Origin of the sequence: Pseudomonas sp. HMSC076A11 (genome assembly GCF_001810205.1) — a bacterium.
GTDB classification, from domain to species: Bacteria; Pseudomonadota; Gammaproteobacteria; order Pseudomonadales; family Pseudomonadaceae; genus Pseudomonas; species Pseudomonas aeruginosa.
Genome location: NZ_KV800287.1, coordinates 253,125 through 275,972, shown reverse-complemented (window position 1 = coordinate 275,972; position 22,848 = coordinate 253,125). Strand labels below are relative to the sequence as shown.

Genomic DNA, 22,848 nt, shown 5'->3' with positions numbered 1-22,848 from the left:
TCCTCGGCATCGCCTACGGCGTACGCACCGCCGGCCACCTCGGGGTGGATGCCCTGGTGCGCCTGGCGCCGCGTCCCTTGCAGCGCCTGATCGGGATACTCGCCTGCCTCTGCTGCCTGGGCTACGCCGGGCTGTTCATGGTCGCCAGCTACGACTGGGTGAAGACCCTGTTCGTCGCCGGCATCGGCGCCGAGGACCTCGACCACTTCGGCATCCTCCAGGCCTACATCGCGGTGGTGGTGCCGGTCGGCTTCGGCCTGGTGCTGCTGCGCTACCTGGAAATCCTCGTCAACCTGTTGCGCGGTCGCCAGCTCGGGCTGGGCCTCGCCGACGAGGCCGCCGAGGCCTCCAAACTGGCCGGCGAAGAGGCCGGGGAGAACCGTCCATGACCGTGCTGATCCTGTTCCTGCTGCTGTTCCTGTTCATGTTCATCGGCGTGCCCATCGCCATCTCCCTGGGGCTGTCCGGCGCCCTGACGATCCTGCTGTTCAGCCCGGATTCGGTGCGCTCGCTGGCGATCAAGCTGTTCGAGACCTCCGAGCACTACACCCTGCTGGCGATCCCGTTCTTCCTGCTCTCCGGCGCGTTCATGACCACCGGTGGCGTGGCGCGGCGCCTGATCGACTTCGCCAATGCCTGCGTCGGGCATATCCGCGGCGGCCTGGCGATCGCTGCGGTGCTTGCCTGCATGCTGTTCGCCGCGCTGTCCGGTTCGTCGCCGGCGACAGTGGCGGCGGTCGGCTCGATCGCCGTGGCCGGCATGGTCCGCTCCGGCTATCCGCGCGCCTTCGGCGCGGGGATCATCTGCAATGCCGGGACCCTGGGCATCCTCATCCCGCCATCGATCGTAATGGTGGTCTACGCCGCCGCCACCGAGACCTCGGTGGGCAAGCTGTTCGTCGCCGGGGTGGTTCCGGGGCTGCTGCTCGGGGTGATCCTGATGGTGGTGATCTACATCGTCGCGCGGGTCAAGAAGCTGCCGGCGCAGCCGCGCGCCAGCTTCCGCGAGTGGCTGGCCGCCGCACGCCGTGCAGGCTGGGGCCTGTTGCTGCTGGTGATCATCCTCGGCGGCATCTATTCCGGGCTGTTCACCCCCACCGAGGCGGCGGCGGTGGCGGCGGTGTATTCGGCCTTCGTCGCGCTGTTCGTGTACAAGGACATGCGCCTGCGCGACTGTCCCAAGGTGCTGCTGGAGTCGGGGCGGCTGAGCATCATGCTGATGTTCATCATCGCCAATGCCATGCTCTTCGCCCACGTGTTGACCACCGAGCAGATCCCCCAGCAGATCACCGAATGGGTGGTGCAGGAAGGCCTGACCCCGATCGGCTTCCTGCTGATGGTCAACGTGGTGCTGCTGGTCGCCGGCAGCTTCATGGAGCCCTCGGCGATCGTGCTGATCCTGGCGCCGATCTTCTTCCCCATAGCCATGAAGCTGGGCATCGACCCGATCCACCTGGGTATCGTCATGGTGGTGAACATGGAGATCGGCCTGGTACACCCGCCGGTCGGCCTCAACCTGTTCGTCACCTCGGCGGTCACTGGCATGCCGCTGGGGGAGACCATCCGCGCGGCGCTGCCGTGGCTGATGATCCTGCTGCTGTTCCTGATCCTGGTGACCTACGTGCCGTTGATCTCGCTGTGGCTGCCGGGCCTGCTGGGCATGAGCTGAGGTCGCGGCGGCGGGGCGCGGGACGCGCTCCGCCGCCCGGCGCAAGGCTACGATCGGCGCGGCTTATAGCTACCATCGGCGCCGTCGCGCAGTGGTAAGACCATGGTCGTATGGTTCGTGGGGTGTGCGCTCGCTACAACTGGGCACAACAAAAACAACACTCACGTACCGAGGTTAAAGCCATGTCTGCGGCATCCCTGTACCCCGTGCACCCGGAAGCGGTGGCACGGACCTTCACCGACGAAGCCACCTACAAGACGATGTACCAGCAGTCCGTCGTCAACCCCGACGGCTTCTGGCGCGAGCAGGCCCAGCGGATCGACTGGATCAAGCCGTTCGAGAAGGTCAAGCAGACCTCCTTCGACGACCATCACGTGGACATCAAGTGGTTCGCCGACGGCACCCTCAACGTGTCGCACAACTGCCTCGACCGTCACCTCGCCGAACGCGGCGACCAGGTGGCGATCATCTGGGAAGGCGACGATCCCGCCGACCACCAGGAAATCACCTACCGCCAGCTCCACGAGCAGGTCTGCAAGTTCGCCAACGCCCTGCGCGGGCAGGACGTGCACCGCGGCGACGTAGTGACCATCTACATGCCGATGATCCCCGAGGCCGTGGTCGCCATGCTCGCCTGCACCCGCATCGGCGCGATCCACTCGGTGGTCTTCGGCGGCTTCTCCCCCGAGGCCCTGGCCGGACGCATCATCGATTGCAAGTCGAAGGTGGTGATCACCGCCGACGAAGGCGTGCGCGGCGGCAAGCGCACTCCGCTGAAGGCCAATGTCGACGACGCCCTGACCAACCCGGAAACCTCCAGCGTGCAGAAGATCATCGTCTGCAAGCGTACCGGTGCGGAGATCAAGTGGAACCAGCACCGCGACGTCTGGTACGACGACCTGATGAAGGTTGCCGGCAGCACTTGCGCACCCAAGGAAATGGGCGCCGAGGACCCGCTGTTCATCCTCTACACCTCCGGCTCCACCGGCAAGCCGAAGGGCGTGCTGCATACCACCGGCGGCTACCTGGTGTACGCCTCGCTGACCCACGAGCGGGTCTTCGACTACCGTCCGGGCGAAGTCTACTGGTGCACCGCCGACATCGGCTGGGTCACCGGCCACACCTACATCGTCTATGGCCCGCTGGCCAACGGCGCCACCACCATTCTGTTCGAGGGCGTGCCGAACTACCCCGACGTGACCCGCGTGGCGAAAATCATCGACAAGCACAAGGTCAACATCCTCTACACCGCGCCGACCGCGATCCGCGCGATGATGGCCGAAGGCAAGGCGGCGGTGGCCGGTGCCGACGGTTCCAGCCTGCGTCTGCTCGGTTCGGTGGGCGAGCCGATCAACCCGGAAGCCTGGCAGTGGTACTACGAGACCGTCGGCCAGTCGCGCTGCCCGATCGTCGACACCTGGTGGCAGACCGAGACCGGCGCCTGCCTGATGACCCCGCTGCCGGGCGCCCACGCGATGAAGCCGGGCTCTGCAGCCAAGCCGTTCTTCGGCGTGGTACCGGCGCTGGTGGACAACCTCGGCAACCTGATCGAGGGCGCCGCCGAGGGCAACCTGGTGATCCTCGACTCCTGGCCGGGCCAGGCGCGGACCCTGTTCGGCGACCATGACCGCTTCGTCGACACCTACTTCAAGACCTTCAAGGGCATGTACTTCACCGGCGACGGCGCGCGCCGCGACGAGGACGGCTACTACTGGATCACCGGGCGGGTCGACGACGTGCTCAACGTCTCCGGCCACCGCATGGGCACCGCCGAGGTGGAAAGCGCGATGGTCGCCCACCCGAAGGTCGCCGAGGCGGCGGTGGTCGGCATGCAGCACGACATCAAGGGGCAGGGCATCTATGTCTACGTCACCCTCAACTCCGGGGTCGAGCCGAGCGAGGCGCTGCGCCAGGAGCTGAAGCAATGGGTTCGCCGCGAGATCGGTCCGATCGCCACGCCGGATGTGATCCAGTGGGCGCCGGGACTGCCGAAGACCCGTTCGGGCAAGATCATGCGGCGCATCCTGCGCAAGATCGCCGCGGCCGAGTACGACACCCTCGGCGACATCTCCACCCTTGCCGACCCGGGCGTGGTCCAGCACCTGATCGAGACCCATCGCTCGATGCAGGCCGCCTGACTTCCGCCTGATCCGAAACGACCCCGCGCGGTGCGAGCCGCGCGGGGTCTTTCATTTGGCGCGGGCCGAGGAGGAGGGCGTTTCGAATGGGCTCGCGCCGGGAATGGGGCGGCGGTAACACTTCGGTGATGCGCGCCTGCGCATAATTGGGGCGAGAGGAAACGCCACGCACAGCCAAGGTGCGACACGGGGTAGCAGTCGAGGCGAGTCGTAGCGGCCAAGCCATTGAAGGAGAAGGAATTGGCAATTTATGGCTTGAGATTTGCTTTACTCATTGATTACACTTCGCGCTTTCCGGGCACAAATGTCGCTGCCTGTCAATATCGCCGAATGCCCTCTTCGGTGCTTTTATAATTAGTTGTCGCATTGAAGAAATAACCACTTTCGGCCTGTCGCTAGAATGCCGCTCACCCCAGCTGGCGCCCTGTCCACGAGAAGGCGCCATGCGCAAGAGCCGGTGATCACGCATATCCGTCGGCAGCCTGGGCAAGGTTCTATTTCTCCTGCCAATCGATGCCATCCCCTTCGAAGGAGTTCCAGATGAAGAAGCTCGCACTTCTCGGCGCCCTGGCGCTGTCCGTGCTCTCCCTGCCCACTTTCGCCGCCGACAAGCCGGTGCGCATCGGCATCGAGGCGGCCTACCCGCCGTTCTCGCTGAAGACCCCGGACGGCCAGTTGGCAGGCTTCGACGTGGATATCGGCAATGCCCTCTGCGAAGAGATGAAGGTGCAGTGCAAGTGGGTCGAGCAGGAGTTCGACGGCCTGATCCCGGCACTCAAGGTGCGCAAGATCGATGCGATCCTCTCGTCGATGACCATCACCGACGAGCGCAAGCGTTCGGTCGACTTCACCAACAAGTACTACAACACTCCGGCGCGCTTCGTGATGAAGGAAGGCGCCAGCCTCAACGATCCCAAGGCCGACCTGAAGGGCAAGAAGGCCGGCGTGCTGCGTGGCAGTACCGCCGACCGCTACGCCTCCGCCGAACTGACCCCGGCCGGCGTCGAAGTGGTGCGCTACAACTCCCAGCAGGAAGCCAACATGGACCTGGTGGCCGGTCGCCTCGACGCGGTGGTCGCCGATTCGGTGAACCTCGAGGACGGCTTCCTCAAGACCGATGCCGGCAAGGGCTACGCCTTCGTCGGTCCGCAACTGACCGATGCCAAGTACTTCGGCGAAGGCGTCGGCATCGCCGTGCGCAAGGGCGATAGCGAGCTGGCCGGCAAGTTCAACGCGGCCATCGACGCGCTGCGCGCCAACGGCAAGTACAAGCAGATCCAGGACAAGTACTTCAGCTTCGACGTCTACGGTTCGAACTGACGCTATCCGTCAGAGGTGGCACAAACGTCCGCGACGCCTCGCGCTGTTTGTGCCACTTTTTTATTGACTGGACGCCACTGCTTTAGCGCTGCATTAGCTGCATAGAGGTACCGTTTTGATGATCACTGGCTACGGTGCGACCATCGTCGATGGCGCCTGGCTGACTCTCCAGCTGGCCCTGCTTTCCATGCTCCTGGCCATCGTCCTCGGCCTGCTGGGCGCGGCCTTCCGCCTGTCGCCGGTGCGCTGGCTGGCCTGGTGCGGCGACCTGTACGCCACGGTAGTGCGCGGCATCCCCGACCTGGTGCTGATCCTGCTGATCTTCTACGGCGGCCAGGGCCTGCTGAACTGGGTCGCCCCGCAACTCGGCTACGACGACTACATCGACCTGAATCCCTTCGTGTCCGGCGTCGGCACCCTCGGCTTCATCTTCGGCGCCTATCTCTCGGAGACCTTCCGCGGCGCCTTCATGGCGATTCCCAAGGGGCAGGGCGAGGCCGGCTACGCCTACGGCATGAGCCACCGCCAGGTGTTCTTCCGCATCCAGGTGCCGCAGATGATCCGCCTGGCGATCCCCGGCTTCACCAACAACTGGCTGGTGCTGGTCAAGGCCACCGCGCTGATTTCCGTGGTCGGCCTGCAGGACATGATGTTCAAGGCCAAGCAGGCCTCCGATGCGACCCGCGAGCCGTTCACCTACTACCTCGCCGTGGCCGGCCTGTACCTGCTGGTGACCAGCGTGTCGCTGCTGTTGCTGCGCCTGCTCGAACGCCGCTATTCGGTCGGCGTGAAAACCGCGGAACTGTGAGTCAAGGGGCCCTATCGTGATCTTCGATTTCTCCGTCATCTGGGACAGCCTTCCGCTCTATTTCGACGGCCTGCTGGTCACCCTCAAGCTGCTCTCGATCTCCCTGCTGATCGGCCTGCTGCTGGCGGTGCCGCTAGCGCTGATGCGGGTCTCCAAGCAGCCGCTGGTGAACTTCCCGGCCTGGCTCTATACCTACGTGATCCGCGGCACGCCGATGCTGGTCCAGCTGTTCCTGATCTACTACGGCCTGGCGCAGTTCGACGCGGTGCGCGAGAGCGCGCTGTGGCCCTGGTTGTCGAACGCCTCCTTCTGCGCCTGCCTGGCGTTCGCCATCAACACCAGCGCCTATACCGCCGAGATCCTCGCCGGCAGCCTGAAGGCCACGCCCCATGGCGAGATCGAGGCGGCCAAGGCGATGGGCATGTCGCGCCTGAAGATGTACCGCCGCATCCTCCTGCCGTCGGCACTGCGGCGCGCCCTGCCGCAGTACAGCAACGAAGTGATCATGATGCTGCAGACCACCAGCCTGGCGTCCATCGTCACCCTGGTGGACATCACCGGCGCCGCGCGGACCGTCTACTCGCAGTACTACCTGCCGTTCGAGGCGTTCATCACCGCTGGCCTGTTCTACCTGTGCCTGACCTTCATCCTGGTTCGCCTGTTCAAGCTTGCCGAGCGCCGCTGGCTGGCCTACCTGGCGCCGCGCAAATCCTGATCCGGAGGACCGCATGGAGCGTATCGACCACCTGCTGCCGTGGAGCACCCTGGGAAGCGAGAAGCGCCTGAGCGTGTTCCGCTTCGGCTGCGGCGCGCGCAAGGTCTACATCCAGTCCAGCCTGCACGCCGACGAGTTGCCGGGCATGCGCACCGCCTGGGAGCTGAAGCAGCGGTTGCGCCTGCTGGAGGCGGAAGGCCGCCTGCGCGGCACCGTCGAGCTGGTGCCGGTGGCCAATCCGGTCGGTCTCGGGCAGATGATCCAGGCGCTGCACCAGGGGCGCTTCGAAATGAGCAGCGGGCGCAACTTCAATCGCGATTTCCCCGACCTGCTGGACGCGGTGATCGACAGCGTCGGCGAGCGTCTCGGCAGCGATCCGGCGGCCAATGTCGCGCTGGTCCGCCAGGCCCTGCGCGCGGCGCTGGACGCCCTGCCGCCGGCGACCTCGGAACTGGAGGGCATGCAGCGCCTGCTGTATCGCCACGCCTGCGACGCCGACCTGGTGCTCGACCTGCATTGCGACTTCGAGGCCGCCATCCATCTCTATACCCTGCCGCAGCAATGGCCCGCCTTCGCCTCCCTGGCCGCACGCCTGGGCGCCGCCGTCGGGCTGCTCGCCGAGGAGTCCGGCGGCGGTTCCTTCGACGAGGCCTGCTCGGTGCCGTGGCTGCGCCTGTCGCGCCTGTATCCGCGCGCCGAGCTGCCGCTGGCCTGCCTGGCGACCACCGTCGAACTCGGCGGCCAGGCCGACACCACCGTGCAGCAGGCCGAGGCCAACGCCGCGGCGATCCTGGCCTTCCTCGCCGAGCAGGGCTTCGTCGAGGGCGAATGGCCGGCGGCGCCCGAAGCCTGCTGCGAAGGCTTGCCCTTCGAGGGCACCGAATACGTCCACGCCCCGCATACCGGCGTGGTGAGTTTCCTGCGCCGGCCGGGCGAATGGGTGGAGGCGGGCGAACCGCTGTTCCAGGTCATCGATCCCCTGGCCGACCGTGCCAGCACCGTGTGCGCCGGGGTTTCCGGCGTGCTTTTCGCCATCGAACGGATGCGCTACGCGCAGCCGGGACTCTGGCTGGCCAAGGTGGCCGGTCGTCAACCGATCCGTCAGGGACGCTTGCTCAGCGACTGATTAGCCGAGAACACACACATGTACAAACTGGAAGTCCAAGACCTGCACAAGCGCTACGGTAGCCACGAGGTGCTCAAGGGCGTCTCGCTGGCGGCGAAAGCGGGCGACGTGATCAGCATCATCGGCTCGAGCGGTTCCGGCAAGAGCACCTTTCTGCGCTGCATAAACCTGCTGGAACAGCCGCACGCCGGCAAGATCCTGCTCAACGGCGAGGAGCTGAAGCTGGTGCCCGGCCGCGACGGCGCGCTGAAGGCCGCCGACTCCCGCCAGTTGCAGCGCATGCGCTCGCGCCTGTCGATGGTGTTCCAGCATTTCAACCTGTGGTCGCACATGAGCGCCCTGGAGAACGTCATCGAGGCGCCCGTGCATGTGCTCGGCGTGTCGAAGAAGGAAGCCATCGAGAAGGCCGAGCACTACCTGGCCAAGGTCGGCGTGGCGCACCGCAAGGACGCCTACCCGGCGCACATGAGCGGCGGCGAGCAGCAGCGCGTGGCGATCGCCCGGGCGCTGGCGGTGGAGCCGGAAGTGATGCTGTTCGACGAGCCGACCTCGGCGCTCGACCCCGAACTGGTGGGCGAAGTGCTGAAGGTCATGCAGGACCTGGCCCAGGAAGGCCGCACCATGGTGGTGGTGACCCACGAGATGGGTTTCGCCCGCGAGGTGTCGAACCAGTTGGTGTTCCTGCACAAGGGCCTGGTCGAGGAACACGGCTGCCCGAAGGAAGTCCTCGCCAACCCGCAGTCGGACCGCCTCAAGCAGTTCCTCTCCGGCAGCCTCAAGTAACATTCATCGCAGAGGCCGGCTAAGCTGCTCCCATGACTGCCCAACCCCAACGCATCGGTTTCCTCCTCTGGCCCGCCACCCGCGCGCTGACGCTATCGCTTGCCGAGGAAGCCCTGCGGGCGGCCCGGCGGTTGCACCCCGAGGCGCTCTACGAGCCGCTGTTCCTGCTCGCCGAAGCGCCGGCCGAAGAGGAGGGCTGGCGCCTGCCGGGAACGGCCTGGAACGGCAGGCTGGAGCAATGCTCGCGGCTGTTCCTGGTCGCCGACGAGGCGCCGGCGGCGGTGTCGCCAGCGCTGGGCCTGGCGCTCAAGCAACTGGCGCGTTCGGGAGCGGCGATCGGCGCGCTGTCCGCCGGCATCTACCCGCTGGCCCAGCTCGGCCTGCTCGACGGCTATCGCGCCGCGGTGCACTGGCGTTGGCACGATGACTTCACCGAGCGCTTCCCCAAGGTCATCGCCACCAATCACCTGTTCGAGTGGGATCGCGACCGCATGACCGCCTGCGGCGGCATGGCGGTACTCGACCTGCTGCTGGCGCTGCTGTCCCGCGACCATGGCGCTGAACTGGCCGGCGCGGTCTCGGAGGAGCTGGTGGTGGAGCGCATTCGCGAAGGCAACGAGCGCCAGCGCATCCCGCTGAAGAATCGCCTCGGCTCCAGCCATCCGAAGCTGACCCAGGCGGTACTGCTGATGGAAGCCAATATCGAGGAGCCACTGACCACCGACGAGATCGCCCAGCATGTGTGTGTTTCGCGGCGCCAGTTGGAACGGATCTTCAAGCAATACCTGAACCGCGTACCCAGCCAGTACTACCTGGAGCTGCGCCTGAACCGCGCGCGGCAGATGCTGATGCAGACCAGCAAGTCGATCATCCAGATCGGCCTGTCCTGCGGTTTCTCTTCCGGGCCGCATTTCTCCAGCGCCTACCGCAACTTCTTCGGCGTCACTCCGCGCGAGGACCGCAACCAGCGGCGCGGCGGCAGCGCCTTCGAGACGACCTTCACTCCCGTCGAACGCGGCTGATCGCCAACGGCGCGGCGGTTTCAGCCGGGCTTTGCGACGCCCCGGGAGGCGGATCGCCTCGGGAAGTCGCCGAGTTCGCGACGGGCCGTCGGAATGATCGTCTCCAGCAGTTCCAGCGGAACGTCGCTGGCGAACAGGTTGACCACGAAACGCCGGCCGGCGTCGTCGCGAAAGACCTCGAACAGCGGCTGTTCGCCGCGCCAGCACTCCAGGCCGAGGCCGTCGCGCGGATTGACGTCGGAGGCGAAGACGAGACGGTAGTCGATTCCCTCGATGGGCATGGCTTGTTTCCCTGCTGTTCCCGCCCGCGGGGCGGCGTAGAAGAAGTATGCAACCGAGTGCATCGCGCGTTTACACTGCGCCTTCCCGATGCTTTCTGTCGCATTTCCGAAAGCCGCGGAAATTCCCGGGTTGACGCTATAACAAGTTGTCGCATGGCGGCAATGCCGGCCCGGTCCCAATCCCTACAATCCTTTCATCGATAGCCGCCTTCAGGCAGGAGAAACACCGATGTCCGCTCCCCATGCGCAGGTAGAACGTGCCGATTTCGACCGGTATATGGTCCCCAACTACGCCCCCGCCGCCTTCATCCCGGTGCGAGGCGAGGGATCGCGCGTCTGGGACCAGAGCGGCCGCGAACTGATCGATTTCGCCGGCGGCATCGCCGTGACCTCCCTGGGCCACGCGCATCCGGCGCTGGTCAAGGCGCTCACCGAGCAGGCCCAGCGCATCTGGCACGTTTCCAACGTCTTCACCAACGAGCCGGCCCTGCGCCTGGCGCGCAAGCTGGTGGACGCCACCTTCGCCGAGCGGGTGTTCCTCGCCAACTCCGGCGCCGAGGCCAACGAGGCGGCCTTCAAGCTGGCTCGCCGCTACGCCAACGATGTCTACGGCCCGCAGAAGTACGAGATCATCGCCGCCAGCAACAGCTTCCACGGGCGCACCCTGTTCACCGTCAACGTCGGCGGCCAGCCGAAGTATTCCGATGGCTTCGGGCCCAAGTTCGAGGGTATCACCCACGTTCCCTACAACGACCTGGAAGCGCTGAGGGCGGCGATCTCCGACAAGACCTGCGCCGTGGTGCTGGAACCGATCCAGGGCGAGGGCGGCGTGCTGCCGGCGCAGCAGGCCTACCTGGAAGGGGCGCGCAAGCTGTGCGACGAGCACAACGCGCTGCTGGTCTTCGACGAGGTCCAGAGCGGCATGGGCCGGGTCGGCGAGCTGTTCGCCTACATGCACTACGGCGTGGTCCCGGACATCCTCTCCAGCGCCAAGAGCCTGGGCGGCGGCTTCCCTATCGGTGCGATGCTGACCACCGGCGAGATCGCCAAGCACCTGTCGGTCGGCACCCACGGCACCACCTACGGCGGCAACCCGCTGGCGTCGGCGGTGGCCGAGGCGGCGCTGGACGTGATCAATACCCCGGAAGTGCTGGATGGCGTGAAGGCCAAGCATGAGCGCTTCAAGTCCCGCCTGCAGAAGATCGGCCAGGAGTACGGCATCTTCGGCGAGATCCGCGGCATGGGCCTGCTGATCGGCGCGGCGCTGACCGACGAGTGGAAGGGCAAGGCCAGGGATGTGCTCAACGCCGCCGAGAAAGAGGCGGTCATGGTGCTCCAGGCCAGCCCGGACGTGGTGCGCTTCGCGCCGAGCCTGGTGATCGACGACGCCGAGATCGACGAAGGCCTGGAGCGCTTCGAGCGCGCCGTGGCCAAGCTGGTCCGCGGCTGAGCGAACCCACGGAGCCCCGGCGCAGGCCGGGGTACCCGATGCGACATCCCGGAGCGGCCCGCGCCGGAGCCGGGAACCGTGCCGCCGTGCGTGGCGCGGGATCTTCCCTGCTGGACGTTCGAAACCGTGGCACAGGAAGGTGCCGCGGTCCCGCGCATGGATGCGGCAATCATCGTTGTCTGAGAAAGGAGTGACGCCATGTTGGTGATGCGCCCCGCCCAAGCGGCCGACCTGCCACAGGTGCAGCGTCTGGCGGCGGACAGCCCGGTAGGCGTCACGTCCTTGCCGGATGACGCCGAACGCCTGCGCGACAAGATCCTCGCTTCCGAGGCCTCGTTCGCCGCGGAGGTAAGCTACAACGGCGAGGAAAGCTATTTCTTCGTCCTCGAGGACAGCGCCAGCGGCGAGCTGGTCGGCTGCTCGGCGATCGTCGCCTCGGCCGGGTTCTCGGAACCGTTCTACAGCTTCCGCAACGAAACCTTCGTGCACGCCTCGCGCTCGCTGTCGATCCACAACAAGATCCATGTCCTCTCGCTGTGCCACGACCTTACCGGCAACAGCCTGCTGACCAGTTTCTACGTACAGCGCGACCTGGTGCAGAGCGTCTATGCCGAACTCAACTCGCGCGGTCGCCTGCTGTTCATGGCCAGCCATCCGGAGCGCTTCGCCGACGCGGTGGTGGTGGAGATCGTCGGCTACAGTGACGAGCAGGGCGAATCGCCGTTCTGGAACGCGGTCGGGCGCAACTTCTTCGACCTGAACTACATCGAGGCGGAAAAGCTCTCCGGGCTGAAGAGCCGCACCTTCCTCGCCGAACTGATGCCGCACTATCCGATCTATGTGCCACTGTTGCCGGATGCCGCCCAGGAGTCCATGGGCCAGGTCCACCCGCGAGCGCAGATCACCTTCGATATCCTGATGCGCGAAGGCTTCGAGACCGACAACTACATCGACATCTTCGATGGCGGCCCGACCCTGCACGCGCGTACCTCGGGGATTCGCTCGATCGCCCAGAGCCGGGTGGTTCCGGTGAAGATCGGCGAGGCGCCGAAGAGCGGGCGTCCATACCTGGTCACCAACGGCCAGTTGCAGGACTTCCGCGCGGTCGTGCTGGACCTGGACTGGGCGCCCGGCAAGCCGGTGGCCCTGAGTGTTGAAGCCGCCGAGGCCCTGGGCGTCGGCGAAGGCGCCAGCGTGCGCCTGGTAGCGGTCTGAAGGAGCCAGTCATGATCGTACGTCCTGTTACCAGCGCCGACCTGCCGGCCCTGATCGAGCTGGCGCGCAGCACCGGTACCGGTCTGACCACCCTGCCGGCCAACGAGCAGCGCCTGCAGCATCGCGTCAGCTGGGCCGAGAAGGCCTTCCGCGGCGAGGCCGAACGCGGCGACGCCGACTACCTGTTCGTCCTCGAGGACGACGCCGGCAAGGTCGTCGGCATCTCCGCCATCGCCGGAGCGGTGGGGCTTCGCGAACCCTGGTACAACTACCGGGTCGGCCTCACCGTGAGCGCCTCGCAGGAACTCAACATCCATCGCGAGATCCCCACGCTGTTCCTGGCCAACGACCTGACCGGCAATTCCGAGCTGTGCTCGCTGTTCCTCCACGCCGACCACCGCAGCGGCCTCAACGGCAAGCTGCTGTCGCGCGCGCGCTTCCTGTTCATCGCCGAATTCCGCCACCTGTTCGGCGACAAGCTGATCGCCGAGATGCGCGGCATGTCCGACGAGGAGGGGCGTTCGCCATTCTGGGAAAGCCTCGGCCGGCACTTCTTCAAGATGGAATTCTCCCAGGCCGACTACCTCACCGGGGTCGGCAACAAGGCCTTCATCGCCGAGCTGATGCCGAAGTTCCCGCTCTACACCTGCTTCCTCTCCGAGGAGGCGCGCGGGGTGATCGGCCGCGTCCATCCGAACACCGAGCCGGCGCTGGCCATGCTCAAGGCCGAGGGCTTCAGCTACCAGGGCTACGTCGACATCTTCGACGCCGGCCCGGCGATCGAGGCCGAGACCGACAAGATCCGCGCCATCGCCGAGAGCCAGAACCTGGTGCTGGCGGTGGGCACTCCCGGCGACGACGCCGAGCCCTACCTGATCCACAACCGCAAGCGCGAAGACTGTCGCATCACCGCCGCGCCGGCGCGGGCCGCCGCCGGCACCCTGGTGGTCGATCCGCTGACTGCCAAGCGCCTGCGCCTGTCGGCCGGCGCCTCGGTACGCGCGGTGCCGCTGTCGGCGCAGAAGCGCGGTTGAAAGCCTGATGGAGGCGTCCCGGCGAGGGCGCCCGAGGAGTCGATGATGAGTACCCATTACATTGCCGGCCAGTGGCTGGCGGGCCAGGGCGAGACCCTGGAGTCCCTCGACCCGGTTGGCCAGGGCGTGGTCTGGTCCGGGCGCGGCGCTGACGCCACCCAGGTCGACGCTGCCGTGCGCGCCGCCCGCGAGGCCTTCCCGGCCTGGGCGCGGCGCCCGCTGGAGCAGCGCATCGAGTTGCTCGAGCGCTTCGCTGCGACCCTCAAGTCCCGCGCCGACGAGCTGGCCCGAGTGATCGGCGAGGAAACCGGCAAGCCGCTGTGGGAGTCGGCCACCGAAGTGACCAGCATGGTCAACAAGGTGGCGATCTCGGTGCAGGCGTTCCGCGAGCGCACCGGCGAGAAATCCGGTCCGCTGGCCGACGCTACCGCCGTGCTACGGCACAAGCCGCATGGCGTGGTGGCGGTATTCGGTCCCTACAATTTCCCCGGCCACCTGCCCAACGGGCATATCGTCCCGGCGCTGCTGGCCGGTAACTGCGTGGTGTTCAAGCCCAGCGAGCTGACCCCGAAGGTCGCCGAGCTGACGCTCAAGGCCTGGATCCAGGCCGGCCTGCCGGCCGGCGTGCTCAACCTGGTCCAGGGCGGTCGCGAAACCGGCGTCGCGCTGGCCGCCCACCGTGGGCTCGACGGTCTGTTCTTCACCGGGTCCAGTCGCACCGGCAACCTGCTGCACAGCCAGTTTGGCGGCCAGCCGCAGAAAATCCTGGCGCTGGAGATGGGCGGCAACAACCCGCTGGTGGTGGAGGAGGTCGCCGACCTCGACGCCGCCGTCTACACCATCATCCAGTCCGCCTTCATCTCCGCAGGCCAGCGTTGCACCTGCGCCCGCCGCCTGCTGGTGCCGCAGGGCGCCTGGGGCGACGCACTGCTGGCGCGCCTGGTGGCGGTCAGCGCTACCCTGCGGGTCGGTCGCTTCGACGAACAGCCGGCGCCGTTCATGGGCGCGGTGATTTCGCTGAGCGCCGCCGAGCACCTGCTCAAGGCCCAGGAGCATTTGATCGGCAAGGGCGCACAGCCGCTGCTGGCGATGACCCAGCCGATCGACGGCGCCGCCCTGCTGACCCCGGGCATCCTCGACGTCAGCGCGGTGGCCGAGCGACCGGACGAAGAGTTCTTCGGGCCGCTGTTGCAAGTGATCCGCTACTCCGATTTCGCTGCGGCGATCCGTGAAGCCAACGCCACCCAGTACGGCCTGGCCGCCGGGTTGCTGTCGGATTCCCGCGAGCGTTTCGAGCAGTTCCTCGTGGAAAGCCGCGCCGGCATCGTCAACTGGAACAAGCAGCTCACCGGCGCCGCCAGCAGCGCGCCGTTCGGCGGTATCGGCGCGTCCGGCAACCACCGGCCGAGCGCCTACTACGCCGCCGATTACTGCGCCTATCCGGTCGCCTCGCTGGAAAGCCCCAGCGTGTCCCTTCCTGCCACCCTGACTCCCGGGATCAGCCTATGAATGCCCATGAAGTGAATTTCGACGGCCTGGTCGGCCCGACCCACAACTACGGCGGCCTGTCCTACGGCAATGTCGCTTCGCAAAGCAACAGCCAGGCGGTGTCCAACCCGAAGGAAGCGGCGAAGCAGGGCCTGGCGAAGATGAAGGCGCTGATGGAGATGGGTTTCAAGCAGGGGGTACTCGCTCCGCAAGCCCGCCCGGATACCGCTGCGCTGCGTAGCCTGGGCTTCTCCGGCAGCGACGAGGAGGTGATCCGCCGCGCGGCGAAGGAAGCGATGCCTCTCCTCGCCGCCTGCAGCTCGGCGTCGAGCATGTGGACCGCCAATGCCGCCACGGTCAGCCCGAGTGCCGACACCGCCGATGGCCGCGTGCATTTCACCGCGGCCAACCTGAACTGCAAGTTCCACCGATCCATCGAGCATCCCACCACCAGCCGCGTGCTGGCGGCGATGTTCAACGACGAGCGGCATTTCGCCCATCACGCGGCGCTGCCGGCAGTGAGCCAGTTCGGCGACGAAGGCGCGGCCAACCACACGCGCTTCTGCAAGGACTATGGCGATGCCGGCGTGGAGTTCTTCGTCTTCGGTCGCAGCGCCTTCGACAGTCGCTTCCCGGCGCCGCAACGCTATCCGGCGCGCCAGACCCTGGAAGCCTGCCAGGCCGTCGCGCGTCTGCACGGGCTGAGCGAGGCCGGAGTGGTCTACGCTCAACAGAACCCGGCGGTGATCGACCAGGGCGTGTTCCACAACGATGTGATCTCGGTGGGCAATGGCGAGGTGCTGTTCCATCACGAGGACGCCTTCCTCGATACCGAGAAGGTCCTTGCCGAACTGCACGACAAGCTGGGCCGCCGCGGCGGCCGCTTCCGCGCCATCTGCGTGCCGCGCGACCAGGTCGCGGTGGAGGACGCGGTGAAGTCCTACCTGTTCAACAGCCAACTGCTGTCGAAGGCCGACGGTTCGATGCTGCTGGTGGTACCGGAGGAGTGTCGGAACAACCCGCGGGTCTGGAACTATCTGGACCAGCTCACCGGCGACGACGGTCCGATCCGCGAAGTGAAGGTCTTCGACCTCAAGCAGAGCATGCAGAACGGCGGCGGTCCGGCTTGCCTGCGCTTGCGCGTGGCGCTGCAGGAACGGGAGCTGGCGGCGGTGAATCCGGGGGTGATCATGAGCGCCGGCCTGTACGACACGCTGGTAGCCTGGGTCGACCGGCACTACCGCGACCGCCTGAGCGAGACCGACCTGGCCGACCCCCAACTGCTGCTGGAGTGCCGGACGGCATTGGATGAACTGACGCAGATCCTTAAACTGGGCTCGGTTTATTCCTTCCAACTCGATTGAGAGCCTCGCCACCATGTCCGATAGCCTGCAACTGATCCTCGAAGATACCGACGGCACCCAGCTGGAAACTTCCTGCACCCGTTTCGCCGTGGTCTGGCAGGGCAAGGAAGTGTGGGTCCAGCAAGCCGGCAACGGCCAGTTGCTGATCGGCGTCGACGTCGAAGACGGCGATACCGAATACACCAACCTGCTGCTGCGGCCGATGGCGACCAACCTGGTCAGCCTGCAACTGGAGATGGAGCCGATCGAAGAGGGCGACGACCACGAGCACGGCCTCGACTGCGGCTGCGACCACACCCACTGACTGAGGACATCCCATGCTCGCCCTCGGCAAACTGCTCGACTTGACCCTGGCCGGCCGCGAGCCGACCGAGAAGATCCAGCTCACCGCCGACGGCACCCGCCTGCACTGGCTGGCCGAGGGCGCGCTGGAAGTCACGCCGATCGGCGCCCGCGATAACGGCGTCGACCTGTTGCTCTCGGCCGGTATCCACGGCAACGAGACCGCGCCCATCGAACTGCTCGAACGACTGATCCGCAAGGTCGCCGCTGGCACCCTCAAGCCTGCCGCCAGGGTCCTCTTCCTGTTCGGCAACCCCGAAGCCATCCGCCGCGGCGAGCGCTACGTCGAACAGGACATGAACCGCCTGTTCAACGGTCGCCACGAGGAGGGCAGCGGCAACGAGGCCTTCCGTGCCGCCGAGCTGGAGCGCCTGGCCCAGGTGTTCTTCAGCAAGACCGAGCGAGTCCACCTGCACTACGACCTGCATACCGCGATCCGCGGCTCGAAGATCGAGCAGTTCGCCCTCTACCCCTGGGCCGAGGGCCGCCAGCATTCCCGCAGCGAACTGGCCCGCCTGCGCGACGCCGGCATCGAGGCGGTGCTGTTGCAGAACAAGCCGGGCATCACCTTCAGCGCCTACACCTACGGCCAGCTCGGCGCCGAGGCCTTTACCCTGGAACTGGGCAAGGCACGTCCGTTCGGAGAGAACCAGGAGGTCAACCTGGAGCGCCTGGAACGGAGCCTGGAGCTGCTGATCGACGGCAGCGAGGAACAGCCGGACGGCTCCCGGCTCGACGGCCTCAAGCTGTTCAGCGTGTCGCGCGAGGTGATCAAGCACAGCGACCACTTCCGCCTGCACCTCGACGACGACGTGGCCAACTTCACCGAACTCTCGCCGGGCTACCTGCTGGCCGAGGATATCGGCGGCACGCGCTGGGTGGTGGATGAGGTCGGCGCGCGCATCATCTTCCCCAATCCACGGGTGAAGAACGGCCTGCGTGCCGGAATCCTGGTGGTGCCGGCCAAGCTCTGAGGCGTATCGGCCTTCCCTCTCGATCATGACGGAGCGCTTCGGCGCTCCGTTTCCGTTGCGGCCGGGAAGATTTCCCGACTTCCCTTGTGGCTGTCGGTAGAGCGCCGTAGGATCGGGCTTTTCCGCCGAACCGAGGAGCCCTCCGTGCCTGTCATCGACCTGCGCAGCGACACCGTCACCCAGCCCACCGCCGGCATGCGCGAAGCCATGGCCGCGGCCGAACTGGGCGACGACGTCTATGGCGAGGACCCCACGGTCAACCGCCTGGAGGCCGAACTGGCGGCGCGCCTGGGCTTCGCCGCGGCGCTCTTCGTACCGACCGGGACCATGAGCAACCTGCTCGGATTGATGGCCCACTGCGAGCGCGGCGACGAATACATCGTCGGCCAGCAGGCGCATACCTACAAATACGAGGGCGGCGGTGCCGCGGTGCTGGGCTCGATCCAGCCGCAGCCGATCGACGGCGAGGCCGACGGATCGCTCCACCTGGACAAGGTCGCGGCGGCGATCAAGGCCGACGATTTCCACTTCGCCAGGACCCGCCTGCTGGCCCTGGAAAACACCATGCAGGGCAAGGTGCTGCCGCTCGACTACCTGGCCGCGGCGCGCGCCTTCACTCGCGCGCGTGGCCTGGCCCTGCACCTGGATGGCGCGCGCCTGTACAACGCGGCGGTGAAGCTGGGCGTAGACGCCAGCGAGATCACCCGACACTTCGACTCGGTGTCGGTGTGCCTGTCCAAGGGCCTCGGTGCGCCGGTGGGCTCGGTACTTTGCGGCAGCGTCGAACTGATCGGCAAGGCCCGCCGCTGGCGCAAGATGGTCGGCGGCGGGATGCGCCAGGCCGGCCTGTTGGCGGCTGCCGGCCTGTACGCCCTCGACCACCAGGTGGCACGCCTGGCCGACGACCACGCCAACGCCGCGCGCCTGGGCGACGGGCTGCGCGAACTGGGCTATGCGGTGGAGCCGGTGCAGACCAACATGGTCTACGTCGATGTCGGCGAGCGGGCGGTCGCGCTGCGCGACTTCCTCGCCGAGCGCGGGGTGCGGATCAGCGCGGCGGCGCGTTTGCGCCTGGTCACCCACCTGGACGTTTCCGCCGAGTCCATAGGACAAGTACTGGATGCCTTCGCGGCCTTTCGTCGCTCATAAGCGAAAAGGTCGGCAATAGGCAATAACTATCGCGCAAATACACTACAACCTTGCCCAAGGGCCGATATAATGCGGCCCTTTGCCGGCGATTCGTGGCCGCCAATTTTCCGTGGAAGAACCTATGAAAAGCGCTGAAATCCGTGAAGCCTTCCTCCGCTTCTTCGAAGAGAAGGGACACACCCGTGTCGCTTCCAGTTCGCTGATCCCGGCGAACGATCCGACCCTGCTGTTCACCAACGCGGGCATGAACCAGTTCAAGGACTGCTTCCTCGGCCTGGAAAAGCGCGCCTACACCCGTGCGACCACCAGCCAGAAATGCGTGCGCGCCGGCGGCAAGCACAACGACCTGGAAAACGTCGGCTACACCGCGCGGCACCACACCTTCTTCGAAATGCTGGGTAACTTCAGCTTCGGCGACTATTTCAAGCGCGACGCCATCCATTACGCCTGGGAGTTCCTCACCGGCGAGAAATGGCTGAACCTGCCCAAGGAAAAGCTCTGGGTCACCGTCTACGCCACCGACGACGAAGCCTACGACATCTGGACCAAGGAAGTCGGCGTGCCCGCCGAGCGTATGGTGCGGATCGGCGACAACAAGGGCGCGCCCTATGCGTCCGACAACTTCTGGGCGATGGGCGATACCGGACCCTGCGGTCCCTGCACCGAGATCTTCTTCGACCATGGGCCGGAGATCTGGGGCGGCCCGCCCGGTTCGCCGGAAGAGGACGGCGACCGCTACATCGAGATCTGGAACAACGTGTTCATGCAGTTCAACCGCACCGCGGACGGCGTCATGCACCCGCTGCCGGCGCCGAGCGTGGACACCGGCATGGGCCTGGAGCGCGTCAGCGCGGTACTCCAGCACGTGCACTCGAACTATGAGATCGACCTGTTCCAGAACCTGCTGAAAGCCTCCGCCGAGGCCATCGGCTGCGCCAACGACGACGCGCCGTCGCTGAAGGTGGTAGCCGACCACATCCGTTCCTGCAGCTTCCTGATCGCCGACGGCGTACTGCCGTCCAACGAGGGTCGCGGCTACGTCTTGCGGCGGATCATCCGCCGCGCCTGCCGCCACGGCAACAAGCTGGGCGCCAGGGGCACCTTCTTCCACAAGATCGTCGCAGCGCTGGTCGCCGAGATGGGCGATGCCTTCCCCGAGCTGAAGCAACAGCAGGCACACATCGAGCGCGTGCTGAAGACCGAGGAAGAACAGTTCGCCAAGACCCTGGAGCAAGGCCTGAAGATCCTCGAACAGGACCTCGCCGAACTGCAGGGCAGCGTGATTCCCGGCAACGTGGTGTTCAAGCTGTACGACACCTATGGCTTCCCGGTCGACCTGACCAATGACATCGCCCGCGAGCGCGAGCTGACCATCGACGAGGACGGCTTCGAGCGCGAGATGGAGGCCCAGCGCGAGCGCGCCCGCGCTTCCAGCGCCTTCGGCATGGACTACAACAGCCTGGTCAAGGTCGACGGCGAGACCCGCTTCCTCGGCTATCAGGGCGTCTCCGGCGCCGGGCAGATCGTCGCGCTGTTCAGGGACGGCCAGGCCGTCGAGCGCCTGGAGGAGGGCGAGGAGGGCGTCGTGGTCCTCGACCAGACGCCGTTCTACGCCGAGTCCGGCGGCCAGGTCGGCGACAGTGGCTACCTCGAGGCGGCTGGCGTGCGCTTCGACGTGCGCGATACCACCAAGGCTGGCGGCGCGCACCTGCACCATGGCGTGGTCGCCCGGGGCAACCTGAGCGTCGGCGGCGCGGTCAAGGCCGAGGTCGACGCCTCGGTACGCCAGGCCACCGCGCTCAACCACTCCGCGACCCACCTGCTGCATGCCGCGCTGCGCCAGGTACTGGGCGACCACGTACAACAGAAGGGCTCGCTGGTGGACAGCCAGCGCCTGCGTTTCGACTTCAGCCACTTCGAGGCGATCAAGGCGGAACAACTGAAGGCCCTGGAGGATATCGTCAACGCCGAAATCCGTCGCAACACCGAGGTCGAGACCGAGGAAACCGATATCGACACCGCCAAGGCCAAGGGCGCCATGGCGCTGTTCGGCGAGAAGTACGGCGACCAGGTGCGCGTACTGAGCATGGGCGGCGATTTCTCCGTCGAGCTGTGCGGTGGCACCCACGTATCCCGCACCGGCGACATCGGCCTGTTCAAGATCACCAGCGAGGGTGGCGTGGCTGCCGGCGTACGCCGTATCGAGGCGGTCACCGGCGCGGCGGCGCTGGCCTACCTGAACGGTGCCGAGGAGCAGCTCAAGGAAGCCGCCAGCCTGGTCAAGGGCAGCCGCGACAACCTGCTGGACAAGCTCGGCGCCCTGCTGGAGCGCAACCGCTCGCTGGAGAAGGAGCTGGAACAGCTCAAGGCCAAGGCTGCCAGCGCGGCCGGCGACGACCTTTCGGCGGCGGCGGTGGAAATCAAGGGCGCGAAGGTACTCGCCGCGCGCCTCGATGGTCTGGACGGCAAGGCGCTGCTGGCGCTGGTCGACCAGTTGAAGAACAAGCTCGGCCGCGCAGTGATCCTGCTCGGCGGCGAGCTGGACGGGAAGGTCGTACTGGTCGCAGGCGTGACCCAGGACCTGACCGGCCAACTGAAGGCCGGCGAGCTTATGAAGCAAGCCGCGGCGGCAGTTGGTGGCAAAGGTGGCGGACGCCCGGATATGGCCCAGGGCGGCGGCACCGATGCAGCGAAATTGGACGAGGCCCTGGCCCTGGCCCAGCGCTTCGTCGAGCAAGGGCTCTGATGCCATGCCGGCCCCGCGCCAGAGCGACGCGGGGCCGGGCGGCCAGCGCCCCTTGATGCCCGGCCGGCGGTGCGCCCCGCCAGTCCGGGTAGCGAAAGAATGTGGCAGGTTCAAAAGGGCGCCCTTCACGGAATCAGGCGGTTTGAAATGGCTTTGATCGTACAGAAGTTTGGAGGGACCTCCGTCGGCACCGTCGAGCGTATCGAGCAGGTGGCCGAGAAGGTGAAGAAATTCCGCGAAGCGGGCGATGACGTCGTCGTGGTGGTATCCGCCATGAGCGGGGAGACCAACCGTCTAATCGGCCTGGCCAACCAGATCATGGAGCAGCCGGTTCCGCGCGAACTGGACGTCATGGTCTCGACCGGAGAGCAGGTGACCATCGCCCTGCTCAGCATGGCCCTGGTCAAGCGCGGCGTGCCGGCGGTCTCCTATACCGGCAACCAGGTGCGTATCCTCACCGACAGCGCGCACACCAAGGCGCGCATCCTGCACATCGACGACACCCACATCCGCGCCGACCTCAAGGCCGGCAGGGTAGTGGTGGTCGCCGGTTTCCAGGGCGTCGACGGCAACGGCAACATCACCACGCTGGGCCGCGGCGGTTCCGATACCACCGGGGTGGCCCTGGCGGCGGCGTTGAAGGCCGACGAATGCCAGATCTACACCGACGTCGACGGCGTCTACACCACCGATCCGCGCGTAGTGCCGCAGGCCCGTCGGCTGGACAAGATCACCTTCGAGGAAATGCTGGAAATGGCCAGCCTCGGTTCCAAGGTGCTGCAGATCCGGGCGGTCGAGTTCGCCGGCAAGTACAACGTTCCGCTGCGCGTGCTGCACAGCTTCCAGGAGGGTCCGGGCACCCTCATTACTATCGATGATGAAGAGGAATCCATGGAACAGCCGATCATCTCCGGCATCGCCTTCAACCGCGACGAAGCCAAGCTGACCATCCGTGGCGTACCCGATACCCCCGGCGTGGCCTTCAAGATCCTCGGGCCGATCAGTGCCGCCAATGTGGAAGTCGACATGATCGTGCAGAACGTGGCGCACGATAACACCACCGACTTCACCTTCACGGTGCATCGCAACGATTACCTGAACGCCCTGGAAATCCTCAAGCAGACCGCCGCCAACATCGGCGCGCGCGAAGCCATCGGCGACACCAACATCGCCAAGGTTTCCATCGTCGGCGTCGGCATGCGTTCGCACGCCGGCGTGGCCAGC

20 protein-coding genes are annotated in these 22,848 nt (G+C 66.4%); 19 read left to right on the top strand and 1 reads right to left on the bottom strand.

Annotated features, from left to right (window positions below):
* From HMPREF2716_RS08965 to argR, 9 genes are all read left to right on the top strand, one after another.
* On the top strand, positions 1 to 389 hold a 389-nt coding region (locus tag HMPREF2716_RS08965), incomplete at its 5' end, for a TRAP transporter small permease (RefSeq protein WP_141762307.1).
* On the top strand, positions 386 to 1,669 hold the full coding sequence (dctM, locus tag HMPREF2716_RS08960) for a C4-dicarboxylate TRAP transporter large permease protein DctM (RefSeq protein WP_049305255.1): 1,284 nt from the start codon (positions 386 to 388) through the stop codon (positions 1,667 to 1,669). The genes HMPREF2716_RS08965 and dctM, both read left to right, overlap by 4 nt.
* A gap of 182 nt (positions 1,670 to 1,851) precedes the next feature.
* Positions 1,852 to 3,807, top strand: a complete 1,956-nt coding sequence (gene acs, locus HMPREF2716_RS08955) for an acetate--CoA ligase (protein ID WP_003110260.1) — start codon at positions 1,852 to 1,854, stop codon at positions 3,805 to 3,807.
* Positions 3,808 to 4,347: 540 nt separating this feature from the next.
* Positions 4,348 to 5,127, top strand: coding sequence for an ABC transporter substrate-binding protein (locus tag HMPREF2716_RS08950; RefSeq protein WP_003085932.1), 780 nt, complete (start codon positions 4,348 to 4,350; stop codon positions 5,125 to 5,127).
* 118 nt (positions 5,128 to 5,245) lie between these two features.
* Positions 5,246 to 5,935: an ABC transporter permease gene (locus HMPREF2716_RS08945; protein WP_003085934.1), complete on the top strand. Its 690-nt coding sequence runs from the start codon at positions 5,246 to 5,248 to the stop codon at positions 5,933 to 5,935.
* Positions 5,936 to 5,951: 16 nt separating this feature from the next.
* Positions 5,952 to 6,650: an ABC transporter permease gene (locus HMPREF2716_RS08940; RefSeq protein ID WP_003085936.1), complete on the top strand. Its 699-nt coding sequence runs from the start codon at positions 5,952 to 5,954 to the stop codon at positions 6,648 to 6,650.
* A gap of 13 nt (positions 6,651 to 6,663) precedes the next feature.
* Positions 6,664 to 7,776 (top strand): M14 family metallopeptidase, encoded by a 1,113-nt coding sequence (locus HMPREF2716_RS08935; protein WP_003112610.1) that lies wholly within the window; start codon positions 6,664 to 6,666, stop codon positions 7,774 to 7,776.
* Positions 7,777 to 7,794: 18 nt separating this feature from the next.
* A complete protein-coding gene (aotP, locus tag HMPREF2716_RS08930) occupies positions 7,795 to 8,559 on the top strand; it encodes an arginine/ornithine transport ATP-binding protein AotP (protein WP_003085940.1) in 765 nt (254 codons plus the stop codon).
* Between the two features lie 32 nt (positions 8,560 to 8,591).
* Positions 8,592 to 9,581, top strand: coding sequence for a transcriptional regulator ArgR (gene argR, locus HMPREF2716_RS08925; protein ID WP_003085944.1), 990 nt, complete (start codon positions 8,592 to 8,594; stop codon positions 9,579 to 9,581).
* Between the two features lie 20 nt (positions 9,582 to 9,601).
* On the opposite strand, the gene HMPREF2716_RS08920 is transcribed toward argR, so the two are convergent.
* A complete protein-coding gene (locus tag HMPREF2716_RS08920; protein WP_019681731.1) occupies positions 9,602 to 9,925 on the bottom strand; it encodes a hypothetical protein in 324 nt (107 codons plus the stop codon).
* Positions 9,926 to 10,091: 166 nt separating this feature from the next.
* Here HMPREF2716_RS08920 and aruC point away from each other — a divergent pair, with 166 nt between their 5' ends.
* The 10 genes from aruC to HMPREF2716_RS08870 form a co-directional block, all read left to right on the top strand.
* On the top strand, positions 10,092 to 11,312 hold the full coding sequence (gene aruC / locus HMPREF2716_RS08915) for a bifunctional succinylornithine transaminase/acetylornithine aminotransferase (protein ID WP_023518392.1): 1,221 nt from the start codon (positions 10,092 to 10,094) through the stop codon (positions 11,310 to 11,312).
* Between the two features lie 198 nt (positions 11,313 to 11,510).
* Positions 11,511 to 12,527, top strand: a complete 1,017-nt coding sequence (gene aruF, locus HMPREF2716_RS08910; RefSeq protein WP_003085950.1) for an arginine/ornithine succinyltransferase subunit alpha — start codon at positions 11,511 to 11,513, stop codon at positions 12,525 to 12,527.
* An 11-nt stretch (positions 12,528 to 12,538) separates the two neighbouring features.
* On the top strand, positions 12,539 to 13,561 hold the full coding sequence (gene astA / locus HMPREF2716_RS08905) for an arginine N-succinyltransferase (RefSeq protein WP_003112607.1): 1,023 nt from the start codon (positions 12,539 to 12,541) through the stop codon (positions 13,559 to 13,561).
* A 42-nt stretch (positions 13,562 to 13,603) separates the two neighbouring features.
* Positions 13,604 to 15,070: a succinylglutamate-semialdehyde dehydrogenase gene (gene astD, locus HMPREF2716_RS08900; protein ID WP_003123236.1), complete on the top strand. Its 1,467-nt coding sequence runs from the start codon at positions 13,604 to 13,606 to the stop codon at positions 15,068 to 15,070.
* Positions 15,067 to 16,413 (top strand): N-succinylarginine dihydrolase, encoded by a 1,347-nt coding sequence (gene astB, locus HMPREF2716_RS08895; protein ID WP_003085956.1) that lies wholly within the window; start codon positions 15,067 to 15,069, stop codon positions 16,411 to 16,413. The genes astD and astB overlap by 4 nt, the downstream gene beginning before the upstream one ends.
* A gap of 13 nt (positions 16,414 to 16,426) precedes the next feature.
* Positions 16,427 to 16,717, top strand: coding sequence for a hypothetical protein (locus tag HMPREF2716_RS08890; RefSeq protein WP_043494504.1), 291 nt, complete (start codon positions 16,427 to 16,429; stop codon positions 16,715 to 16,717).
* 13 nt (positions 16,718 to 16,730) lie between these two features.
* Entirely contained in the window at positions 16,731 to 17,729 is a 999-nt protein-coding gene (gene astE / locus HMPREF2716_RS08885) for a succinylglutamate desuccinylase (RefSeq protein WP_003112605.1), read from the top strand.
* A 144-nt stretch (positions 17,730 to 17,873) separates the two neighbouring features.
* Complete coding sequence (ltaE, locus tag HMPREF2716_RS08880; RefSeq protein ID WP_003112603.1) at positions 17,874 to 18,878, top strand: low-specificity L-threonine aldolase; 1,005 nt, start codon at positions 17,874 to 17,876, stop codon at positions 18,876 to 18,878.
* A gap of 121 nt (positions 18,879 to 18,999) precedes the next feature.
* Entirely contained in the window at positions 19,000 to 21,624 is a 2,625-nt protein-coding gene (gene alaS, locus HMPREF2716_RS08875; protein ID WP_003112602.1) for an alanine--tRNA ligase, read from the top strand.
* Between the two features lie 147 nt (positions 21,625 to 21,771).
* The coding region (locus tag HMPREF2716_RS08870) for an aspartate kinase (protein ID WP_070621862.1) at positions 21,772 to 22,848 on the top strand (1,077 nt) is incomplete at its 3' end.